Below are 15194 nucleotides of genomic sequence, written 5' to 3'. Positions count from 1 at the left end.
CCGACACGCGGCGTGATCATCGGCGACACCCCCGGGGCAGCGAATGGAACGGGTCCGTCCGGGGCACCGGGAGGCGGAACGACGTCAACGCCCCGACCGGAGGACCCCCGATGGCCCGCTCCACCGGATCCCGCAGCGCCGCGACCGCTGCGAAGGACACCCGCTTCTCCGGCAACGTCGCCGGTGACCCCGTCCCGCAGGACGACAAGGTCAACTCGACGCGCTTCGACAACGCGCCGCGCGGCGCCGACACCGCGCCCACCACGATGGGCACGCTCAAGCGCACGGTGAAGGAGTTCAGCGAGGACCAGCTCACCGACCGTGCTGCGTCACTGACGTACTACGGCATCCTCGCGCTCTTCCCGGCCCTCATCGCGCTGCTGTCGATCATCGGCCTGCTGACCGACCCGAAGCAGCTCTCCGACGCGCTGACCACCGTCGTGCCCCGCGACGCCGCGGACACGCTGCAGCCGGTCATCGACCAGATCGCCGGGAACACCAGCACCGCCGGCTTCGGGCTGGTCATCGGTCTCGCCGCCGCGATCTGGTCGGCCTCGGGCTACGTCGGCGCCTTCACCCGGGCCGCCAACGTGGTCTACGAGACCCCCGAGGGACGCAAGATCTGGAAGCTCAAGCCGCTGCAGCTCCTGGTCACCCTGATCGGCGTGCTGTTCGCCGCGCTGATCGTGGCCATGCTGGTGCTCAGCGGTCCGGTCGTCGAGGCCGTGGGCAGCGCGATCGGCCTGGGCGACACCGCCATGACGGTGTGGAACGTCGTCAAGTGGCCGCTCATGGTCGTCGTGCTCGCGCTGATGATCGCGATCCTGTACTACACGACCCCGAACGCGAAGCTCCGCGGCTTCAAGTGGGTCAGCCCCGGCGCCGGCGTCGCCATCCTCGTCGCCGTCGTCGCCTCGGCTGCCTTCGCGTTCTACGTGGGCAACTTCGGCAGCTACAACAAGACCTACGGCGCCCTCGCCGGCGTGGTCGTCTTCCTGATCTGGTTCTGGCTCATCAACGTCTCGCTGCTGTTCGGCATCGAGCTCGACGCCGAGATCGAGCGGACGAAGGAGCTGAAGGAGGGCGTGCCGGAGGCGCACAAGGAGATCCAGCTCGACGCCCGCGCCGAGCCCAAGCCCCGCCAGACGAACTAGCGGGCCCCCCGAGAGGGGGCAGATGCGTCGGAGGCCCGGTCCCCTGGGGGACCGGGCCTCCGACGTGTCTCAGCGAGAGGCGGGCGGGCGCGCCACCCGGGCCGCCACCCCGGCGAGCCCCCGGCTGACCGCCGCCCCCACCGGCGCCAGCCGCGCCGGGCCGCGGCGGACCCCGGCGTGGACCAGGTCGCGCGTGCGGTCGAGCACGGACAGCGGCAGCGCCGCGAGCGCACCGCCCGGCGGACGGCGGCCCACGGCCGGGCGCGGCCGCGTCGGGGCGATCCGCCGCACCAGCTCCCACTGCCGGCCCAGCCGGCGCAGCTCGTGCGGGTCCAGCCGCTCCTGCAGCCGGGGCAGCCGCACGTCCTCCTCGTCCCGGACGTCCTGCCGCAGCACCTCGACCAGCCGGGCCAGCCGTTCCGGCCGCCGCGGGTCGTCGAGGCCGCCCTCCCCCAGGGCCGCGATGAGCCCGTCCACCTCCCGGTGCAGCCGCGCGCCCCGCCGGGTCAGCTCCTCCCCGTCGGGCAGGACGCGGCGGACCTCCGGCCAGAGCACCCTCTCCTCGGCGAACGCGTGGGCGACCACCAGCCGGTCGACGCGCCGCAGCACCTCCTGCTGGGCGCGCCCGGTGGTGGCCTCCAGCCGGGACAGCAGCGCGTCGAGCCGGGCGTGGTCCCGGCGCCGGCGGCTCAGGACGCTGGCGGGGCCGCCGAGCTCGCACTCGGCCTGCTCGGCCACGGAACGGGGCACGGGCACACGACCTCTCGATGCGGGACGGAGCCGTCCGGTCCTGCCCCGTGACGGCGTGCCGCATGCCACGCCGCCCGGCGGGTTGCCCGCGCCGGGCCCCCGGGTAGCCCCCGGCACCCAGGGGCGACGGAGCCCCGGCCGAGGAGGCGCGATGACCCCGCCCGTGACGTCCGACTTCTACGAGCTCGAGGCGCTCCTGGACGACGCCGACCGCGAGGCGCTGCACCGCGTGCGGGCGTTCATGGACGAGCGGGTCGAGCCGGTCATCAACGAGTACTGGACGCGCGGGGAGTTCCCGCACGAGCTCGTGCCGGGGCTCGCCGAGCTCGGCGTCGCGGGCGCCCAGTACTCCGGCTACGGCTCCCCCGGCCGGTCGTCGCTGTTCGACGGCATGGTCGCCATGGAGTTCTCCCGCGGCGACCCCTCGATCGCCACGTTCATGGGCGTCCACGGCGGCCTGGCCATGGGGACGGTGCACCTGTGCGGCTCCGAGGAGCAGAAGGAGCGCTGGCTGCCGGCGATGGCCCGGATGGAGCTGCTCGGCGCGTTCGCCCTCACCGAGCCCGAGCACGGCTCCGACGTCGCCCGCGGCCTGCAGACCACGGCCCGCCGCGAGGGCGACGAGTGGGTGCTGACCGGCGAGAAGAAGTGGATCGGCAACGGCAGCTTCGCCGACCTCGTCGTCGTCTGGGCCCGGGACGAGGAGACCGACCGGGTGCTCGGCTTCGTCGTCGAGAAGGGCACGCCCGGCTACTCCGCGGTCGACCTGGAGGACAAGATCGCCCTGCGCGCGGTGCAGAACGCGCACATCACCCTGGACGGCGTCCGGGTGCCCGAGGCCAACCGGCTGCAGGAGGCCAACTCCTTCCGCGACACGGCCAAGGTGCTGCGCGCGACGCGGGTGGGCGTGGCCTGGTCGGCGGTCGGGTGCTCGCGCGGCGCCTACGAGCACGCGCTGCGCTACGCCGAGGGACGGCTGCAGTTCGGCAAGCCGATCACCGGCTTCCAGCTGGTCCAGGACCTGCTGTTCCGGATGCTGGGCAACATCACCGCGTCCGCGACGCTGTGCGCCCGGGCCTCCCAGCTGCAGGACTGCGGGATGCTCAAGGACGAGCACGCCTCGATGGCCAAGGCCTACAGCACGATGCGGATGCGCGAGACCGTCGGCTGGGCCCGCGAGCTGATGGGCGGCAACGGGATCCTGCTGGAGAACCACGTGGGCCGGTACGTCGCCGACGCCGAGGCCATCTACTCCTACGAGGGCACCCGCGAGGTGAACAGCCTCATCGTCGGTCGCGCCGTCACCGGCGAGAGCGCGATCGTCTGACCGGCCGCCCGCGCCGGCGGCGGCTCAGTGCTCGTCCCACCAGCGGGCGGCGGCCTCGGCCGCCGTCCGCCCCTCGACGGCGACGGCCCGGTTCAGGTCGACGAGGTCGGCGGTGGTGAGGACGGCGCTCACCCCGTCCGCGGCGGCCCGCAGGACGTCGCCGGTCCCGGTGAGGACGTCGGTGCGCACGATCGGCGTCACGTTCTCGTGCGGCTGCAGCCCCCGGTCGTCCTCGAGCAGCCGCAGCGACGCGTCGGTCAGTCGCGGGTCCGTCGTCTCCAGCATGCCGACGTCGATCTCGCCGGTGAGCAGCGTCTCCACGGTCGCGGCCCGCGACGGCATGCTGAGCACCGTCCCGAACCGCACGCCGTACACCTCGCGCAGCCCCTGCAGGCAGTAGGGCCGCTCCGGGCACTCCGGCGGCCCGCCGAAGGTCATCCCGGGCGCGACCGCCGCCAGGTCCGACAGCCGGGTGATGCCCCGCTCGGCGGCGGTCCCGGCGAGGACGACGAAGCCGTTCTGGTCCTCGGCGGCCGCGGCGGCCAGCACCGACAGGCCGCGCGGCTCGAGCGTCCGGCGCAGCGTCTCGTGCACCGCCGCCGGGTCCGCCCCGGCCGACTCGGCTCCGAGGAACGCCGTCGCGGTCCCCAGGTAGTCGACGACGACGTCGACCACCCCCTGCTCCAGCGCGGGGAGCACGACGTCCCGCGTCCCGGTGCCGTGCTGGACGACGACCGGCAGCCCCGCGCGGCGCAGGCCCTCGGCGTACACCTCGGCGAGGATCTGGTTCTCGGTGAAGTCGTAGGAGGCCACCCGGATCGTCCCCTCGGGCACCGGCTCGGCAGCGGGGGACGTCGAGCCGCACGCGCACAGGCCCACCGCCACGAGGAGGACGGCGAGCGCTCGGCGACCCATCGCGGCCTCCTCCCGGGAGCGGGAGCCGGTGCCCGGGGACGGACCCTCGGGGCACCGGCCACGCTAGCCCCCGACAGGGCCCGGGGGACGGGACCAACGGACGTGGTCGGCGGCCGTCCTCGGGGGGAGCATCGGCCGGCATGGCGGCAGGCGCGCAGACCTCCGCGGCGGGTCAGGTGCGGCGGCCGGACCCGCCGTCGATCCACCGCGTCCGCCGCCGGCGGCGGCCCTCGGGCGAGCCACCGCCGCTGCCCTGGCACCTGGCCGCCTCGGGCAAGTGGTGGCTGGCGCTCAGCGGCGGCGTCCTCCTCTGCACGGTCGCGGTGGTGGTCACCGACGGCACGGCCCGCGTGGAGGTGGTCGACACCCGCGTGCTGCAGGCGCTCGCCGCGCTGCGCAGCGAGCCGCTGACCTCGGTCGCCGAGGTGGCCGGGGTGCTGGCGACCGCGCGGGCGATCCACGTGCTCTGGCTGGCCAACCTCGTCGTCCTCCTGGTCGTCCGCCGCTGGCGCCACCTGTTCGTCTGGCTGCTCACGGGGCTGCTGGTGGTGAACCTGACGGCCACGGCGGCGGCGAGCCTGCAGCGGCCGCGGCCCTTCGAGGTCGAGGTGCTCGGGCCCTGGTCGGGGTTCTCGATGCCCTCGCTGCCCATGACGGTGCTCGCCACCTTCCTGGTCAGCAGCCTCTACTCGCTCGTCCCCGCCGGCCGGAAGCGGGACGTCGGCAAGTGGGTCGTGTGCGCCCTGCTGGTGGTGACGGCGGCCTCCCGGCTGTACCTGGCCCAGGACCACCCGTCCGACGTCGTCGTCGGCGTGGTCGTCGGCGTGGCCGCGCCGCTGGCCGCGTTCCGGCTGCTCACGCCCAACGAGGTGTACCCGGTGCGCTACCGGCGCGGCCGGCCGGCGCACCTGGACGTCAGCGGCGCCCGCGGGGAGGCCATCGTCCGCGCCCTGCAGGACCAGCTCGGGATCGTGGCCACCGAGGTCCGGCCGTTCAACCTGGACGGCTCCGGGGGCTCCACCCCGCTGCGCATCACGGTCAAGGCGGGCTCCGGCGCCGACGAGGTGAGCTGCGTCTTCGGCAAGCTCTACGCCGCGACGCACGTGCACTCCGACCGCTGGTACAAGCTCGGCCGCACCCTGCTGTACGGCCGGCTGGAGGACGAGAAGCCGTACCACAGCGTCCGGCGGCTGGTGCAGTACGAGGACTACGTGCTGCGGCTGCTGTGGGACGCCGGGCTCCCGGTGCCGCACCCGATGGGCATCGTCGAGATCACCCCCGAGCGCGAGTACATGCTGGTCGCCGGCTTCATCCAGGACGCCCAGGAGATCGGCGACGCCGACGTCGACGAGGGCGTGATCGACCAGGGCCTGACCGTGGTGCGCCGGCTGTGGGAGATCGGCATGGCCCACCGGGACATCAAGCCGGCCAACGTCCTGGTGCGCGACGGCAAGCTGTTCCTCATCGACCCGGCCTTCGCCGAGGTCCGGCCCAGCCCCTGGCGGCAGGCGGTCGACCTGGCGAACATGATGCTGGTCCTGGCCCTGCGGACCGACGCCGCGCGCGTCTACGCCCGCGCCCGCCGGCAGTTCTCCGACGAGGAGATCGCCGAGGCGTTCGCGGCGACCCGCGGGCTGACGATGCCCACCCAGCTGCGCCGGATGATGCGGGCGCAGGGCCGTGACCTGCACGCGGAGTTCCTGACGCTGCTGCCCTACCGGCTGCCGCCGGTGCGCATCCAGCGGTGGACCTGGCGCCGGGTGGGGCTGAGCCTGGTCACCCTCGCCGGGCTGGTCGCCGCGCTCGCCGTCGGCGTCAGCCTCGTGGGGTCGCCGCTGTGAGCGGCCGGCGCGGCCGGCGGGCCGCCGGGGTGCTGGTGCTCCTGGCTGCCGGCGGGTGCACGTCGGGCGGCACCGGGGTCAGCCACAGCGTGCCGGCCTGCTCCGGCGGGGACGACGGGACGGCGGCCAACGGCGTCGTCCTCATGGCCCAGGCGGTGCCCAGCGCGTCGTGGGTGCCGTGCGTGGGCGGCGTGCCGCTGGGCTGGGACTTCGCCGGCCTGGACGCCCGCCGCGGGTCCGCCCGCTTCTGGCTGGACTCCGACCGCGACGGCCACCACGCCATCGAGGTGCGGCTGGAGGCCTCCTGCGACACCGGCGGCGCCACCGCGGTGCCCAGCGACCGGGAGGGGCTGACCCGGCTGGAACGCGTGGTCCAGGTGGCCCCGGAGTACCACGGCCGGCGCTTCTACCTGTTCGACGGCGGCTGCATCACCGTCGTCTTCACCCTCGCCGGGGAGTACCGCGGCGAGCCCCTGGCGCTGGCCACCCAGGGCATCGGCGTGGTGAGCCGGGCGGACCTGGCGGCCCAGGTGCGCGAGGAGACCGGCGGCCGGCTGGACCTGGACGCCGGGGAGGGTGCGCCGTGACCCGGGCCCGGCCCCGGGACACACTCGCGCCGCCCGTCCGGGCCGCGCGGGGGAAGCCGCTGTGGCAGCGGGTGCTCGGCCCGCTGGTCTCCGTGGCGCTGCTGGCCGCCGTCTTCGTCTGGTTCCTGCCGCAGTTCACCAGCCTGTCGGCGGTCTGGTCCGCGGTCACCGCGATGAGCTGGGTGGAGCTGACCGTCCTGGCGCTGGTGGCGGTGTGGAACCTGGCCACCTACCAGTTCGTGATGCTCGCGACCATGCCCGGGCTGCGGCTGCGCGAGGCCACGGTCTCGACCATGACCACCACCGCCGTCTCGAACACCGTCGTCGGGGGCGCGGCGCTCGCGCTGGGCCTGACCTACGCGATGAACTCGTCGTGGGGCTTCTCCCGGTCCAGGACGTCGGTGTCGCTGCTGGTGTCGGGGCTGTGGAACAACTTCGTCAAGCTCGGGCTGCCCGTCCTCGCCCTCGCCCTGCTCGCCCTGACCGCCCCGGAGCAGGCGCCGGGCCGGCTCGTGGCCGGGCTGGTCGGGGTGGCCGCCCTCGTCGCGGCCGTCGTCCTGCTCGGCCTGCTGCTGCGCAGCCGGGAGAGCGCGGCCCGCATCGGCACGGGCGCCGGCCGGCTGGTCTCGGCGCTGCGGCGCCTCCTCGGCCGGCCGCCGGTGCAGGGCTGGGACCGGGCGACGACGAAGTTCCGCGACCGCACGGTGCTGCTGCTGCGCGCCCGCTGGCTCTGGCTGACCCTCGCCACGGTGGTCAGCCACCTGTCGCTGTTCGCCGTGCTGATGGTCTCCCTGCGCGCGGTCGGCGTGGGCGCGTCGCAGGTGGGGCTGGTGCAGGCGCTGGTGGTCTTCTCCTTCGCCCGGCTGCTGACCGCCGTCCCGTTCACCCCCGGCGGGCTGGGCGTGATCGAGCTCGCCCTGATCACCGGGCTGGTCGCGGCCGGCGGGGACCGGTCGCTGGTGGCCGCGGCCGTGCTCGTCTTCCGCGGGCTGACCTACGTGCTGCCCATCCTGCTCGGCGCCGGCACCTACCTGTTCTGGCGGCACAACACGTCGTGGCGGCGCGCGCCGAACTCCGCGCCGCGGACGGCACTGGTGCCGGAGACCACGTGACCGCGCGGACGCCCGCCCGCCCGCGCGCGGTCGTGCGGACCGGCCGGGACGCCCTGCTGCTGGCCGGCGGGTTCGTCGTCCTGCTGCTGGCGGCGCTGCCGGTCGACGCGCGCACCGTGTCCCCGGCCGAGGCCGCGGTGTTCCGGGCGGTCAACGGCGTCGACGTCGTCCCGTTCGTCCTCGTCTGGCCGGTCATGCAGCTGGGCAACCTGGTCGTGGTGCCGGCCACCGCCCTGCTCGCCGCGTGCACCCGGCGGTGGCGCCTGGCGGCCGAGCTGCTGCTGGCCGGCGCCGGGACCTACGTGCTGGCCAAGGTGGTCAAGGGCGTCGTCGAGCGCGGCCGCCCCGCCGGCCTGCTGGACGACGTCGTCGTCCGCGGCGCCGCGGCCGCCGGCCGGGGGTTCGTCTCCGGGCACGCCGCGGTGGTGACCGCGCTGCTGGCGACCGCGTGGCCGTGGCTCGGCCGGCGCGGCCGGATCGGCTGCTCGGTGCTGGCGGGAGCGGTGTGCCTGGCCCGGGTGCACGTCTCGGCGCACCTGCCGCTGGACGTCGTCGGCGGGGCCGGTCTGGGCCTGCTGGTCGCGGGTGCGGTGCACCTGTTGCTCGGCCGTCCGCGCTGATGCTGGTCGACGCCCGGCGCGGCCTGCGGGTCGGCGCGGCGCTCCTGGCCGGCGCGGTCGTCGTCGGCCTCCTGGTGGCCCTGCCCGCGACGCGGCCGGCCGTCCAGGTGGTCGACGACGCGGTCCGGCGCTGGGCGGTCGCCGTCGAGAACGGGCCGGCGACGGCGGTGGCCGGTGCCCTGTCCTGGCTGGGCGGGGTGTGGGTGACCTGGCCGCTGCGGGTGCTCGGGCTGGCCGTGCTCGCCTGGCGGCGGCACTGGCTCCGACTGGGTGCCTTCGCCCTCGCCGTCGCCAGCAGCGAGGCGCTGATCGGGCCGCTCAAGGCGGCCTACGACCGGCCGCGGCCGCCCGACCCCCTGCTGGGCACCTCGGCCGCCTCCTTCCCCTCCGGGCACGCGATCGCCGCGGCGGTGACCGCGGTCGGGCTGGTGCTGGTGCTCTCCCCGCCCGGCCCGGGGCGCTGGCGCTGGGAGGTGCGCGCAGCGCTGTTCGCCGCCGTGATGGCCCTGTCCCGCGTCTACCTGCGGGCGCACTGGTTCTCCGACGTCCTGGCCGGGGCCCTGCTGGGCGCGGGCCTGGCCCTGGGGTGGCCGGCCCTGCTGATGGCGCTGCGCGAGCGGTGGGCGGTCAGTCGAACAGGTCGGGCTCGTCCCGGCTGATGCGCTCCCAGATGGGCTGGAACTGGAACCAGCCGGCGGCCTCCGAGCCCACCTGCCCGCGGGTGAGCGTGGCCTCCTCGTGGCCGATCCAGCGCGGCCGGCTGCCCAGGCCCGCGGCCGCGGCGTAGGCGGTGAGCTGCGCCTGCGCGGTGCGCTCGAGGGTGAGGAACCACCAGGCCGCGCTGTCGACGGACGTGCCGACCGTGAGCATCCCGTGGTTGCGCAGGATGACGGCCTTGTGCGCCCCGAGGGCCTCGCCGATGCGGCGTCCCTCCTCCGGGTCGAGCACGACGCCGGAGTAGCTGTCGAAGACGCCGGTGTCCTCGTAGAAGGCGCAGGCGTCCTGGGTGAGGGGCTCGACGGTCGCCTCCAGGCAGGACAGCGTCTTGCCGTACGGCCCGTGCGCGTGCGCGGCGGCGACGACGTCGGGCCGCGCCGCGTGCACCGCGCAGTGGATCGCCACCGCGGCGCCGTTCACGGCCCGGTCGCCCTCGACGACCTCGCCGGCGTGGTCGACGCGCACCAGGTCGCTGCTGCGGATCATGCTGAAGTGCATCCCGAACGGGTTGACCCAGAAGGTCTCGGGCTCGCCCGGGTCGCGCACGGTGATGTGCCCGGCCACGCCCTCGTCCAGCCCGGCACGGCTGAACATGCGGAAGGCCGCGGCGAGCGTGGCCTTGCGGTGGGCCCGTTCCTCCTCGACGGAGCCGAAGACCGGCGGCCGGGCCATCCGCAGCCGCCGGCCGGTGGTGTCGGCGGTGGCCGCCGCGGCGGGCAGCGGGGTCGCGTCGGTGCGGTCCGTCAGCGTCACGTGGGCTCCCTCGGGGTCGGCGCGGTGGCGGCCGCGCGGGGTCGAGTGTGCACGATCCGGCGGCGGTCCCGGCAGGTCCGCGCCCGCGTCCCCGGCCACCGCGCCGGAGCCCGCCGTCCGTGGTTGAGTGTTCCAGGTCACAGGCGCCGCCGAGCAGCCGAGGAGGCCGGCATGACGACCGCCCGCGAGACCAGCACCCCGCGCGGTGAGCCGAGCACGGCGCCCACCGCCACCCGCGAGCGCCTCGACAGCGGGCCGGCGCAGGCCGGCGAGGCCGCCGCCGAGGCGATGACCGGGCTGGACATGGTGCTCGTCGACGGCGCCCGCGGCCCGCTGCGCCGGCTGGTGCCCCCGGCGCGGACGACGGTCCGGTTCGGCGCCTCGCTGGCCCGCCGGCCCGACGCCGTCGCCCGCCGCGCCGGCACGCTGGTGCAGGACCTCGCCCGCATCGCCGTCGGCCGCAGCGACATCGAGGCCTCGCCCAAGGACAAGCGCTTCGCCGACCCGGCCTGGCGCGGCAACTCGCTCCTGCACCGGGCCATGCAGGCCCACATCGCGACCGCGCGGGCCGCCGTCGGCCTGGTCGACGACGCGCAGCTGGAGTGGCAGGACGACGAGCGGGTGCGCTTCTCCCTGACCAACCTGGTCGACGCCCTGGCGCCGAGCAACGTCCCGCCGCTGAACCCGCTGATGTGGAAGGCGGTCATCGACACCGGCGGGAGGAACGTCATCGGCGGCACGCGGCGGCTCGTCAACGACCTGACCTCGCCGCCGCGCGTGCCCTCGATGGTGGAGCCCGACGCCTTCACCGTGGGCGGGGACCTCGCGGTCACGCCCGGGGCCGTGGTGCTGCGGACGCCGGTCTTCGAGCTCATCCAGTACCGGCCGACGACCGAGCGGGTGCGCGCCGTCCCGCTGCTCATGGTCCCGCCGACGATCAACAAGTACTACATCACCGACCTCGCGCCGGGCCGCAGCATCGTGGAGCACTACGTCGCCGCCGGACAGCAGGTCTTCATGATCAGCTGGCGGAACCCGACGGCCGAGCACGCCGCGTGGGGCCTGGACGACTACGGGCAGGCCGTCCTCGACGCGATGGACGCCGCCGCGGAGGTCACCGGCAGCGACCGGGTGTCCCTGCAGGCCTTCTGCTCCGGCGGGATCATCACCGCGATGGTGCTGGCGCACCTCGCCGCGACCGGCGGGCCGGCGCGGGTGGCCTCGGCGAGCTTCGCCGTCACCGTCCTGGACTGGTCGCGGGCGGGCACCGTGTCGGCGCTCATGGACCGCGAGGCCGTGCAGGACGCCGTCGAGCGCTCCCGCGAGAAGGGCTACCTGGACGGCGCGATGCTGGCCGAGGTCTTCGCCTGGCTGCGCCCCAACGACCTGGTCTGGAACTACTGGGTCAACAACTACCTGCAGGGCAAGCCGCCGCCGGCCTTCGACATCCTCTTCTGGAACGCCGACACCACCCGCATGACCGCCGGGCTGCACCGGGACTTCATCGGCATCGCGGTGGACAACGCGCTCACCCGGCCCGGGGCGGCCCGGATGCTCGGGACGCCGGTGGACCTGTCCGCCGTCGACGTCGACACCTACGTCACCGCGGGCGTCGCCGACCACCTGTGCCCCTGGCAGGCCTGCTACCGCACGACGCAACTGCTCGGTGGCCGCAGCCGCTTCGTGCTGTCCACCAACGGCCACATCGCGTCGCTGGTGAACCCGCCGTCCAACCCGAAGTCCACCTTCCAGGTCGCCCCGCGGACGCCGGCCGACCCCGAGGAGTGGCTGGCCGCGGCGGAGAAGGTGACGGGCTCGTGGTGGCCGGACTACACCGCCTGGCTGGGCGAGCGCAGCGGGGACGAGGTGCCCGCGCCGCAGCGCCTGGGCTCCGACGCGCACCCGCCGCTCGGGGACGCGCCCGGGAGCTACGTGCATGAGTCGTGACCGGGCCCGCGCCCGGCCGCGGGAGATCGTCCGGACGGTCGCCGCGGCCGGGCGCAGCCTGCGGGTGGCGGTGCGCCCCGGCACTGACGCGGCGGTGCCGCCGCTGCTGCTGATGAACGGCATCGGCGCGAGCCTCGAGGTGCTCCAGCCGCTCGTCGACGCGCTGGACCCCCGGCGGACGGTGGTGCGGTTCGACGTCCCGGGGGTGGGCGGTTCCCCGCGGCCGGTGGTGCCCTATGTGCTGGGCACCCTGACGCCCGTCGTCGCCGGGGTGCTCGACCGCCTCGGCCACGACCGCCCGGTCGACGTCCTGGGCCTCTCCTGGGGCGGTGGCCTGGCCCAGCACTTCGCCGTCCAGCACCGGCGGCGCTGCCGGCGGCTGGTGCTGGCGGCCACCGGCACCGGCACGCTCATGGTGCCGGGGTCCCCGCGGGTCCTGGGCCGCATGCTCACCCCGCGGCGGCACCGCGACCCCGAGTACGCCCGGCAGATCGCCGGGGAGATCTACGGCGGCAGCATGCGCTCGGACCCCGACCGGGCGGCACGGGTCCTGCACGCCGCGGCCCGGATCGGCCCGCGGCGCGGCTACTACTACCAGCTGGCCGCGAGCACGGGCTGGAGCAGCCTGCCGTTCCTGCGGCTGATCCGGCAGCCCACGCTGGTGCTCGCCGGGGACGACGACCCGATCATCCCGGTGGCGAACGCGCGGATCATGGGCCGGCTGCTGCCCGACGCCCAGGTGCACGTCTACCGCGGCGGCCACCTGGCGCTGCTCACCGAGGCCGACCAGCTGGTACCGGTGGTGGAGGACTTCCTCGACCGGTGAGCCGCCGGCCCCGGCTCACGCCCGGAGCACGGCGGGCGCGGGGCGCAGCAGGGCGCCGGCCTCCTGCGGCGGCAGCGGCCGGTGCAGCAGGTAGCCCTGCGCGTGGTCGCAGCCCTCGGCCCGCAGGCGGGCCAGCTGCCCGGGCTCCTCCACGCCCTCGGCGACGACGGTCAGCCCGAACGTGTGCGCGGCCCGGATCATGAGCGCCACCAGCGCCTCGTTCCCGGCGTCGGCGGACCCGACGAAGCTGCGGTCGATCTTCAGCGTGTCCACCGGAACGTGCCGCAGCTGGCCGATCGAGGTGTAGCCGGTGCCGAAGTCGTCGATGGCGATGCGCACCCCCATCGCCCGCAGGGCCGCCAGGTGCTCGTACGCGGCCGGGTCGCTGACCAGCACCGTCTCGGTCACCTCCAGCACGAGCAGCTCGGCGGGCAGCCCCGAGGCGGCGAGCGCGTCGGCGACGTCCCGCACGATCCGCGGCTCGGCCAGGTGCCGCCCGGAGACGTTGACGGCGACGGTGACGGACGGCTCCGCCCCCGCGGGGGCCGCGGCGCGCCACTCGGCGAGCTGCCGGGTGGCCTCGACCAGCACCCAGCGGTCGAGGTCGCAGATGAGCCCCGAGGCCTCGGCGACGGGGACGAAGCGGTCCGGCGGCACCGGACCGGCGCCCGGCCGGTACCAGCGGACCAGCGCCTCGAACCCGGTGACCGTGCCGCGGGCGAGGTCGTGCACCGGCTGGTAGTGCACCCGCATCTCGCCGGCCTCCAGGCCGGCCGCGATCGCGGCCTCGGTGGCGGACCGCTCGGTCAGCTGCCGGCGCAGGTCGTCGTCGAAGACCTCGGCGCGCCCGCGGCCGTGCGCCTTGGCCCGGTAGGCGGCCGTGTCCGCCTCGGCGAAGAGGACGTCGGGGTCGGTGCCGCCGTCGCGGCTGACCGCGACCCCGATGCTGGCGCCCACCCGCACCTGCGCGCCGTCGACGTCGACCGGACGGCCGACCGCGGCGACGAGCCGCTCGGCCAGCGCCACGAGCTCCTGCTCGTCCTCGACCTGCTCGACCAGGACGACGAACTCGTCCCCGCCCAGCCGGCAGACCGTGTCGCCGCTGCGGACGGCGGCCAGCATCCGGGCCGCGGTGGTGCGCAGCACGGCGTCGCCGCCGGCGTGGCCGTGCCGGTCGTTGACGGCCTTGAAGCCGTCGAGGTCGACGAACAGCAGGCCGGTGGTGCCGCCGGAGCGCTGGGCGCGGTGCAGGGCCCCGGTGACGGCCGCGACCGCCTGGGCACGGTTGGGCAGCTCGGTCAGCGGGTCGTGCGCCGCCCGGTGGGCCAGCGCGACCTGCAGCTCCTCCCGCTCCCGGACGGAGGTGACCATCTGCTGCACCGACGCGTGCACGACCTCGCCGAGCGGGCCGGGCAGCGGCTGGTCGAGCAACCGGTCGTCCAGGTCGCCGCGGGCCACGGCGGCGGCCTGGTGCTGCAGCCGGCGCAGGCTCGCGACCGTGGCGCGCAGCGCCGCGGAGACGGTGCGCACCTCCCGGGGCCCGGCCACCTGCACCTCGACCAGGGAACCCTGGCTCACCTGGCCGGCCTGGTCGGCGAGCACCCCGAGACGGCGGCCGATGTGCACGCCCACGGCGGCGCCCACCGCCACGCTGAGCAGCGTGAGCACGACACCGAGCTGCAGTGTCATGTGGACGGCCTCCTCGGCCGCCCGGATGTCGCCCTCGGCGAGGTCGTCCGCCCGGTCGGCCGCGGTGGCCACCAGGCCGTTGAGCAGCTCGTCCCGCTCGCTGCCCAGGGCCGTCAGGGGGACGAGGTCGGTCAGGGCGAGCCGGGGCAGCGAGCCGGTGGCGTGCCGGGCCAGCATCGAGTCCAGCGACGTCGACACCGGGTCCTCCCGGACCAGCTGCCACGCCCGGACCAGCTCCGGCTGGGAGAGCTCGTCCGTCAGCCGCACGGCGCTCTGCCAGTCCAGCCAGGCGGCCTGACCGGCCAGGCGGGAGCCGGCCGACAGCTCGCCGGCGTCCAGCTGCGCGGCGAGGAAGAGCGGGAACAGTCGCGCCGAGCTCTGCGCCAGCGCCGAGGTGATCTGCACGTCCTGCGTGGCGCGCAGGGTCGCCGCGGGCACGTCCTCGGCGTTGATCGCGGCCGCGGCCTGCAGCTGCGCCTGGGCCAGCGAGTTGGCGACGTCGACGTAGCGGAAGTAGATGTCCTCGACGGGCACGGCCTGCGTGTCGATGCTCGCCCGCAGGTCCGCCAGCTGTCCGGTGGCGCGCGCGGTGGCGGAGCGGCCGGGCAGGTCGGCGGGGAGGGTGTCGAGGGCGGCGAGGGCGGCGTCCGTCTCGACCCGCGACTCGCTGACCCCGACCCGCATCTGGCTGCCCACCCCGGTGACCAGGCCGCGGGGCAGGCCGAGCCGCTGCGCCACGGTGTCGTCGTCCACGACGGTCGCCGCGAGCGCCGGCACGATCTCGTGCTCGACGCTGGCCCGGGCGACGTCGATCAGGGCGAGGGCGTGCACCGCCTGCTCGGCGCGGCGGGCGCCGTCCACCTCGGACCGCTGATCGGCGGCCACGAGCCAGGTCAGCCAGATGACGCCCAGCTGCGGGATGAGGGCCAGGGCCGACAGGTACACCCACAGGGGCA

The 15194-nt window shown here is 75.6% G+C and carries 13 protein-coding genes; 9 read left to right on the top strand and 4 right to left on the bottom strand.

Annotated features, from left to right (window positions below; genetic code table 11):
* The first annotated feature begins 110 nt into the window (after positions 1-110).
* Positions 111-1154, top strand: coding sequence for a YihY/virulence factor BrkB family protein (locus ACI781_RS14900; RefSeq protein WP_456566895.1), 1044 nt, complete (start codon positions 111-113; stop codon positions 1152-1154).
* A gap of 69 nt (positions 1155-1223) precedes the next feature.
* On the opposite strand, the gene ACI781_RS14895 is transcribed toward ACI781_RS14900, so the two are convergent.
* Positions 1224-1904, bottom strand: coding sequence for a hemerythrin domain-containing protein (locus tag ACI781_RS14895; RefSeq protein ID WP_456566894.1), 681 nt, complete (start codon positions 1902-1904; stop codon positions 1224-1226).
* Between the two features lie 151 nt (positions 1905-2055).
* Between ACI781_RS14895 and ACI781_RS14890 the strand changes: the two genes are divergently transcribed.
* On the top strand, positions 2056-3231 hold the full coding sequence (locus ACI781_RS14890; RefSeq protein WP_456566893.1) for an acyl-CoA dehydrogenase family protein: 1176 nt from the start codon (positions 2056-2058) through the stop codon (positions 3229-3231).
* A 24-nt stretch (positions 3232-3255) separates the two neighbouring features.
* Here the strand turns inward: ACI781_RS14890 and ACI781_RS14885 are convergent, their stop codons facing one another.
* Positions 3256-4146 (bottom strand): ABC transporter substrate-binding protein, encoded by an 891-nt coding sequence (locus tag ACI781_RS14885; RefSeq protein WP_456566892.1) that lies wholly within the window; start codon positions 4144-4146, stop codon positions 3256-3258.
* 140 nt (positions 4147-4286) lie between these two features.
* Here ACI781_RS14885 and ACI781_RS14880 point away from each other — a divergent pair, with 140 nt between their 5' ends.
* From ACI781_RS14880 to ACI781_RS14860, 5 genes are read left to right on the top strand one after another with little or no spacing between them, the layout of a single operon-like run.
* Positions 4287-5987, top strand: coding sequence for a phosphatase PAP2 family protein (locus tag ACI781_RS14880; protein WP_456566891.1), 1701 nt, complete (start codon positions 4287-4289; stop codon positions 5985-5987).
* Positions 5984-6574, top strand: coding sequence for a hypothetical protein (locus ACI781_RS14875; RefSeq protein WP_456566890.1), 591 nt, complete (start codon positions 5984-5986; stop codon positions 6572-6574). Before ACI781_RS14880 ends, ACI781_RS14875 begins: the two co-directional genes overlap by 4 nt.
* Complete coding sequence (locus tag ACI781_RS14870; protein WP_456566889.1) at positions 6571-7686, top strand: lysylphosphatidylglycerol synthase transmembrane domain-containing protein; 1116 nt, start codon at positions 6571-6573, stop codon at positions 7684-7686. Before ACI781_RS14875 ends, ACI781_RS14870 begins: the two co-directional genes overlap by 4 nt.
* Entirely contained in the window at positions 7683-8306 is a 624-nt protein-coding gene (locus tag ACI781_RS14865) for a phosphatase PAP2 family protein (protein ID WP_456566888.1), read from the top strand. Before ACI781_RS14870 ends, ACI781_RS14865 begins: the two co-directional genes overlap by 4 nt.
* Entirely contained in the window at positions 8306-8965 is a 660-nt protein-coding gene (locus ACI781_RS14860; protein WP_456566887.1) for a phosphatase PAP2 family protein, read from the top strand. Before ACI781_RS14865 ends, ACI781_RS14860 begins: the two co-directional genes overlap by 1 nt.
* On the opposite strand, the gene ACI781_RS14855 is transcribed toward ACI781_RS14860, so the two are convergent.
* Positions 8934-9776: a class II aldolase/adducin family protein gene (locus ACI781_RS14855; protein ID WP_456566886.1), complete on the bottom strand. Its 843-nt coding sequence runs from the start codon at positions 9774-9776 to the stop codon at positions 8934-8936. The genes ACI781_RS14860 and ACI781_RS14855 overlap by 32 nt on opposite strands.
* A gap of 171 nt (positions 9777-9947) precedes the next feature.
* Here ACI781_RS14855 and ACI781_RS14850 point away from each other — a divergent pair, with 171 nt between their 5' ends.
* Positions 9948-11723: a PHA/PHB synthase family protein gene (locus ACI781_RS14850; RefSeq protein ID WP_456566885.1), complete on the top strand. Its 1776-nt coding sequence runs from the start codon at positions 9948-9950 to the stop codon at positions 11721-11723.
* Entirely contained in the window at positions 11713-12549 is an 837-nt protein-coding gene (gene phaZ, locus ACI781_RS14845; RefSeq protein WP_456566884.1) for a poly(3-hydroxyalkanoate) depolymerase, read from the top strand. Before ACI781_RS14850 ends, phaZ begins: the two co-directional genes overlap by 11 nt.
* A gap of 15 nt (positions 12550-12564) precedes the next feature.
* Here the strand turns inward: phaZ and ACI781_RS14840 are convergent, their stop codons facing one another.
* Positions 12565-15183, bottom strand: a complete 2619-nt coding sequence (locus ACI781_RS14840; protein WP_456566883.1) for an EAL domain-containing protein — start codon at positions 15181-15183, stop codon at positions 12565-12567.
* Positions 15184-15194: the final 11 nt, after the last annotated feature.

The sequence above is a fragment of the Blastococcus sp. SYSU D00695 genome, assembly GCF_054050555.1.
The sequence above is the reverse complement of the archived record's forward strand: the minus strand, read 5'-3'. Positions and strand labels throughout refer to the sequence as shown.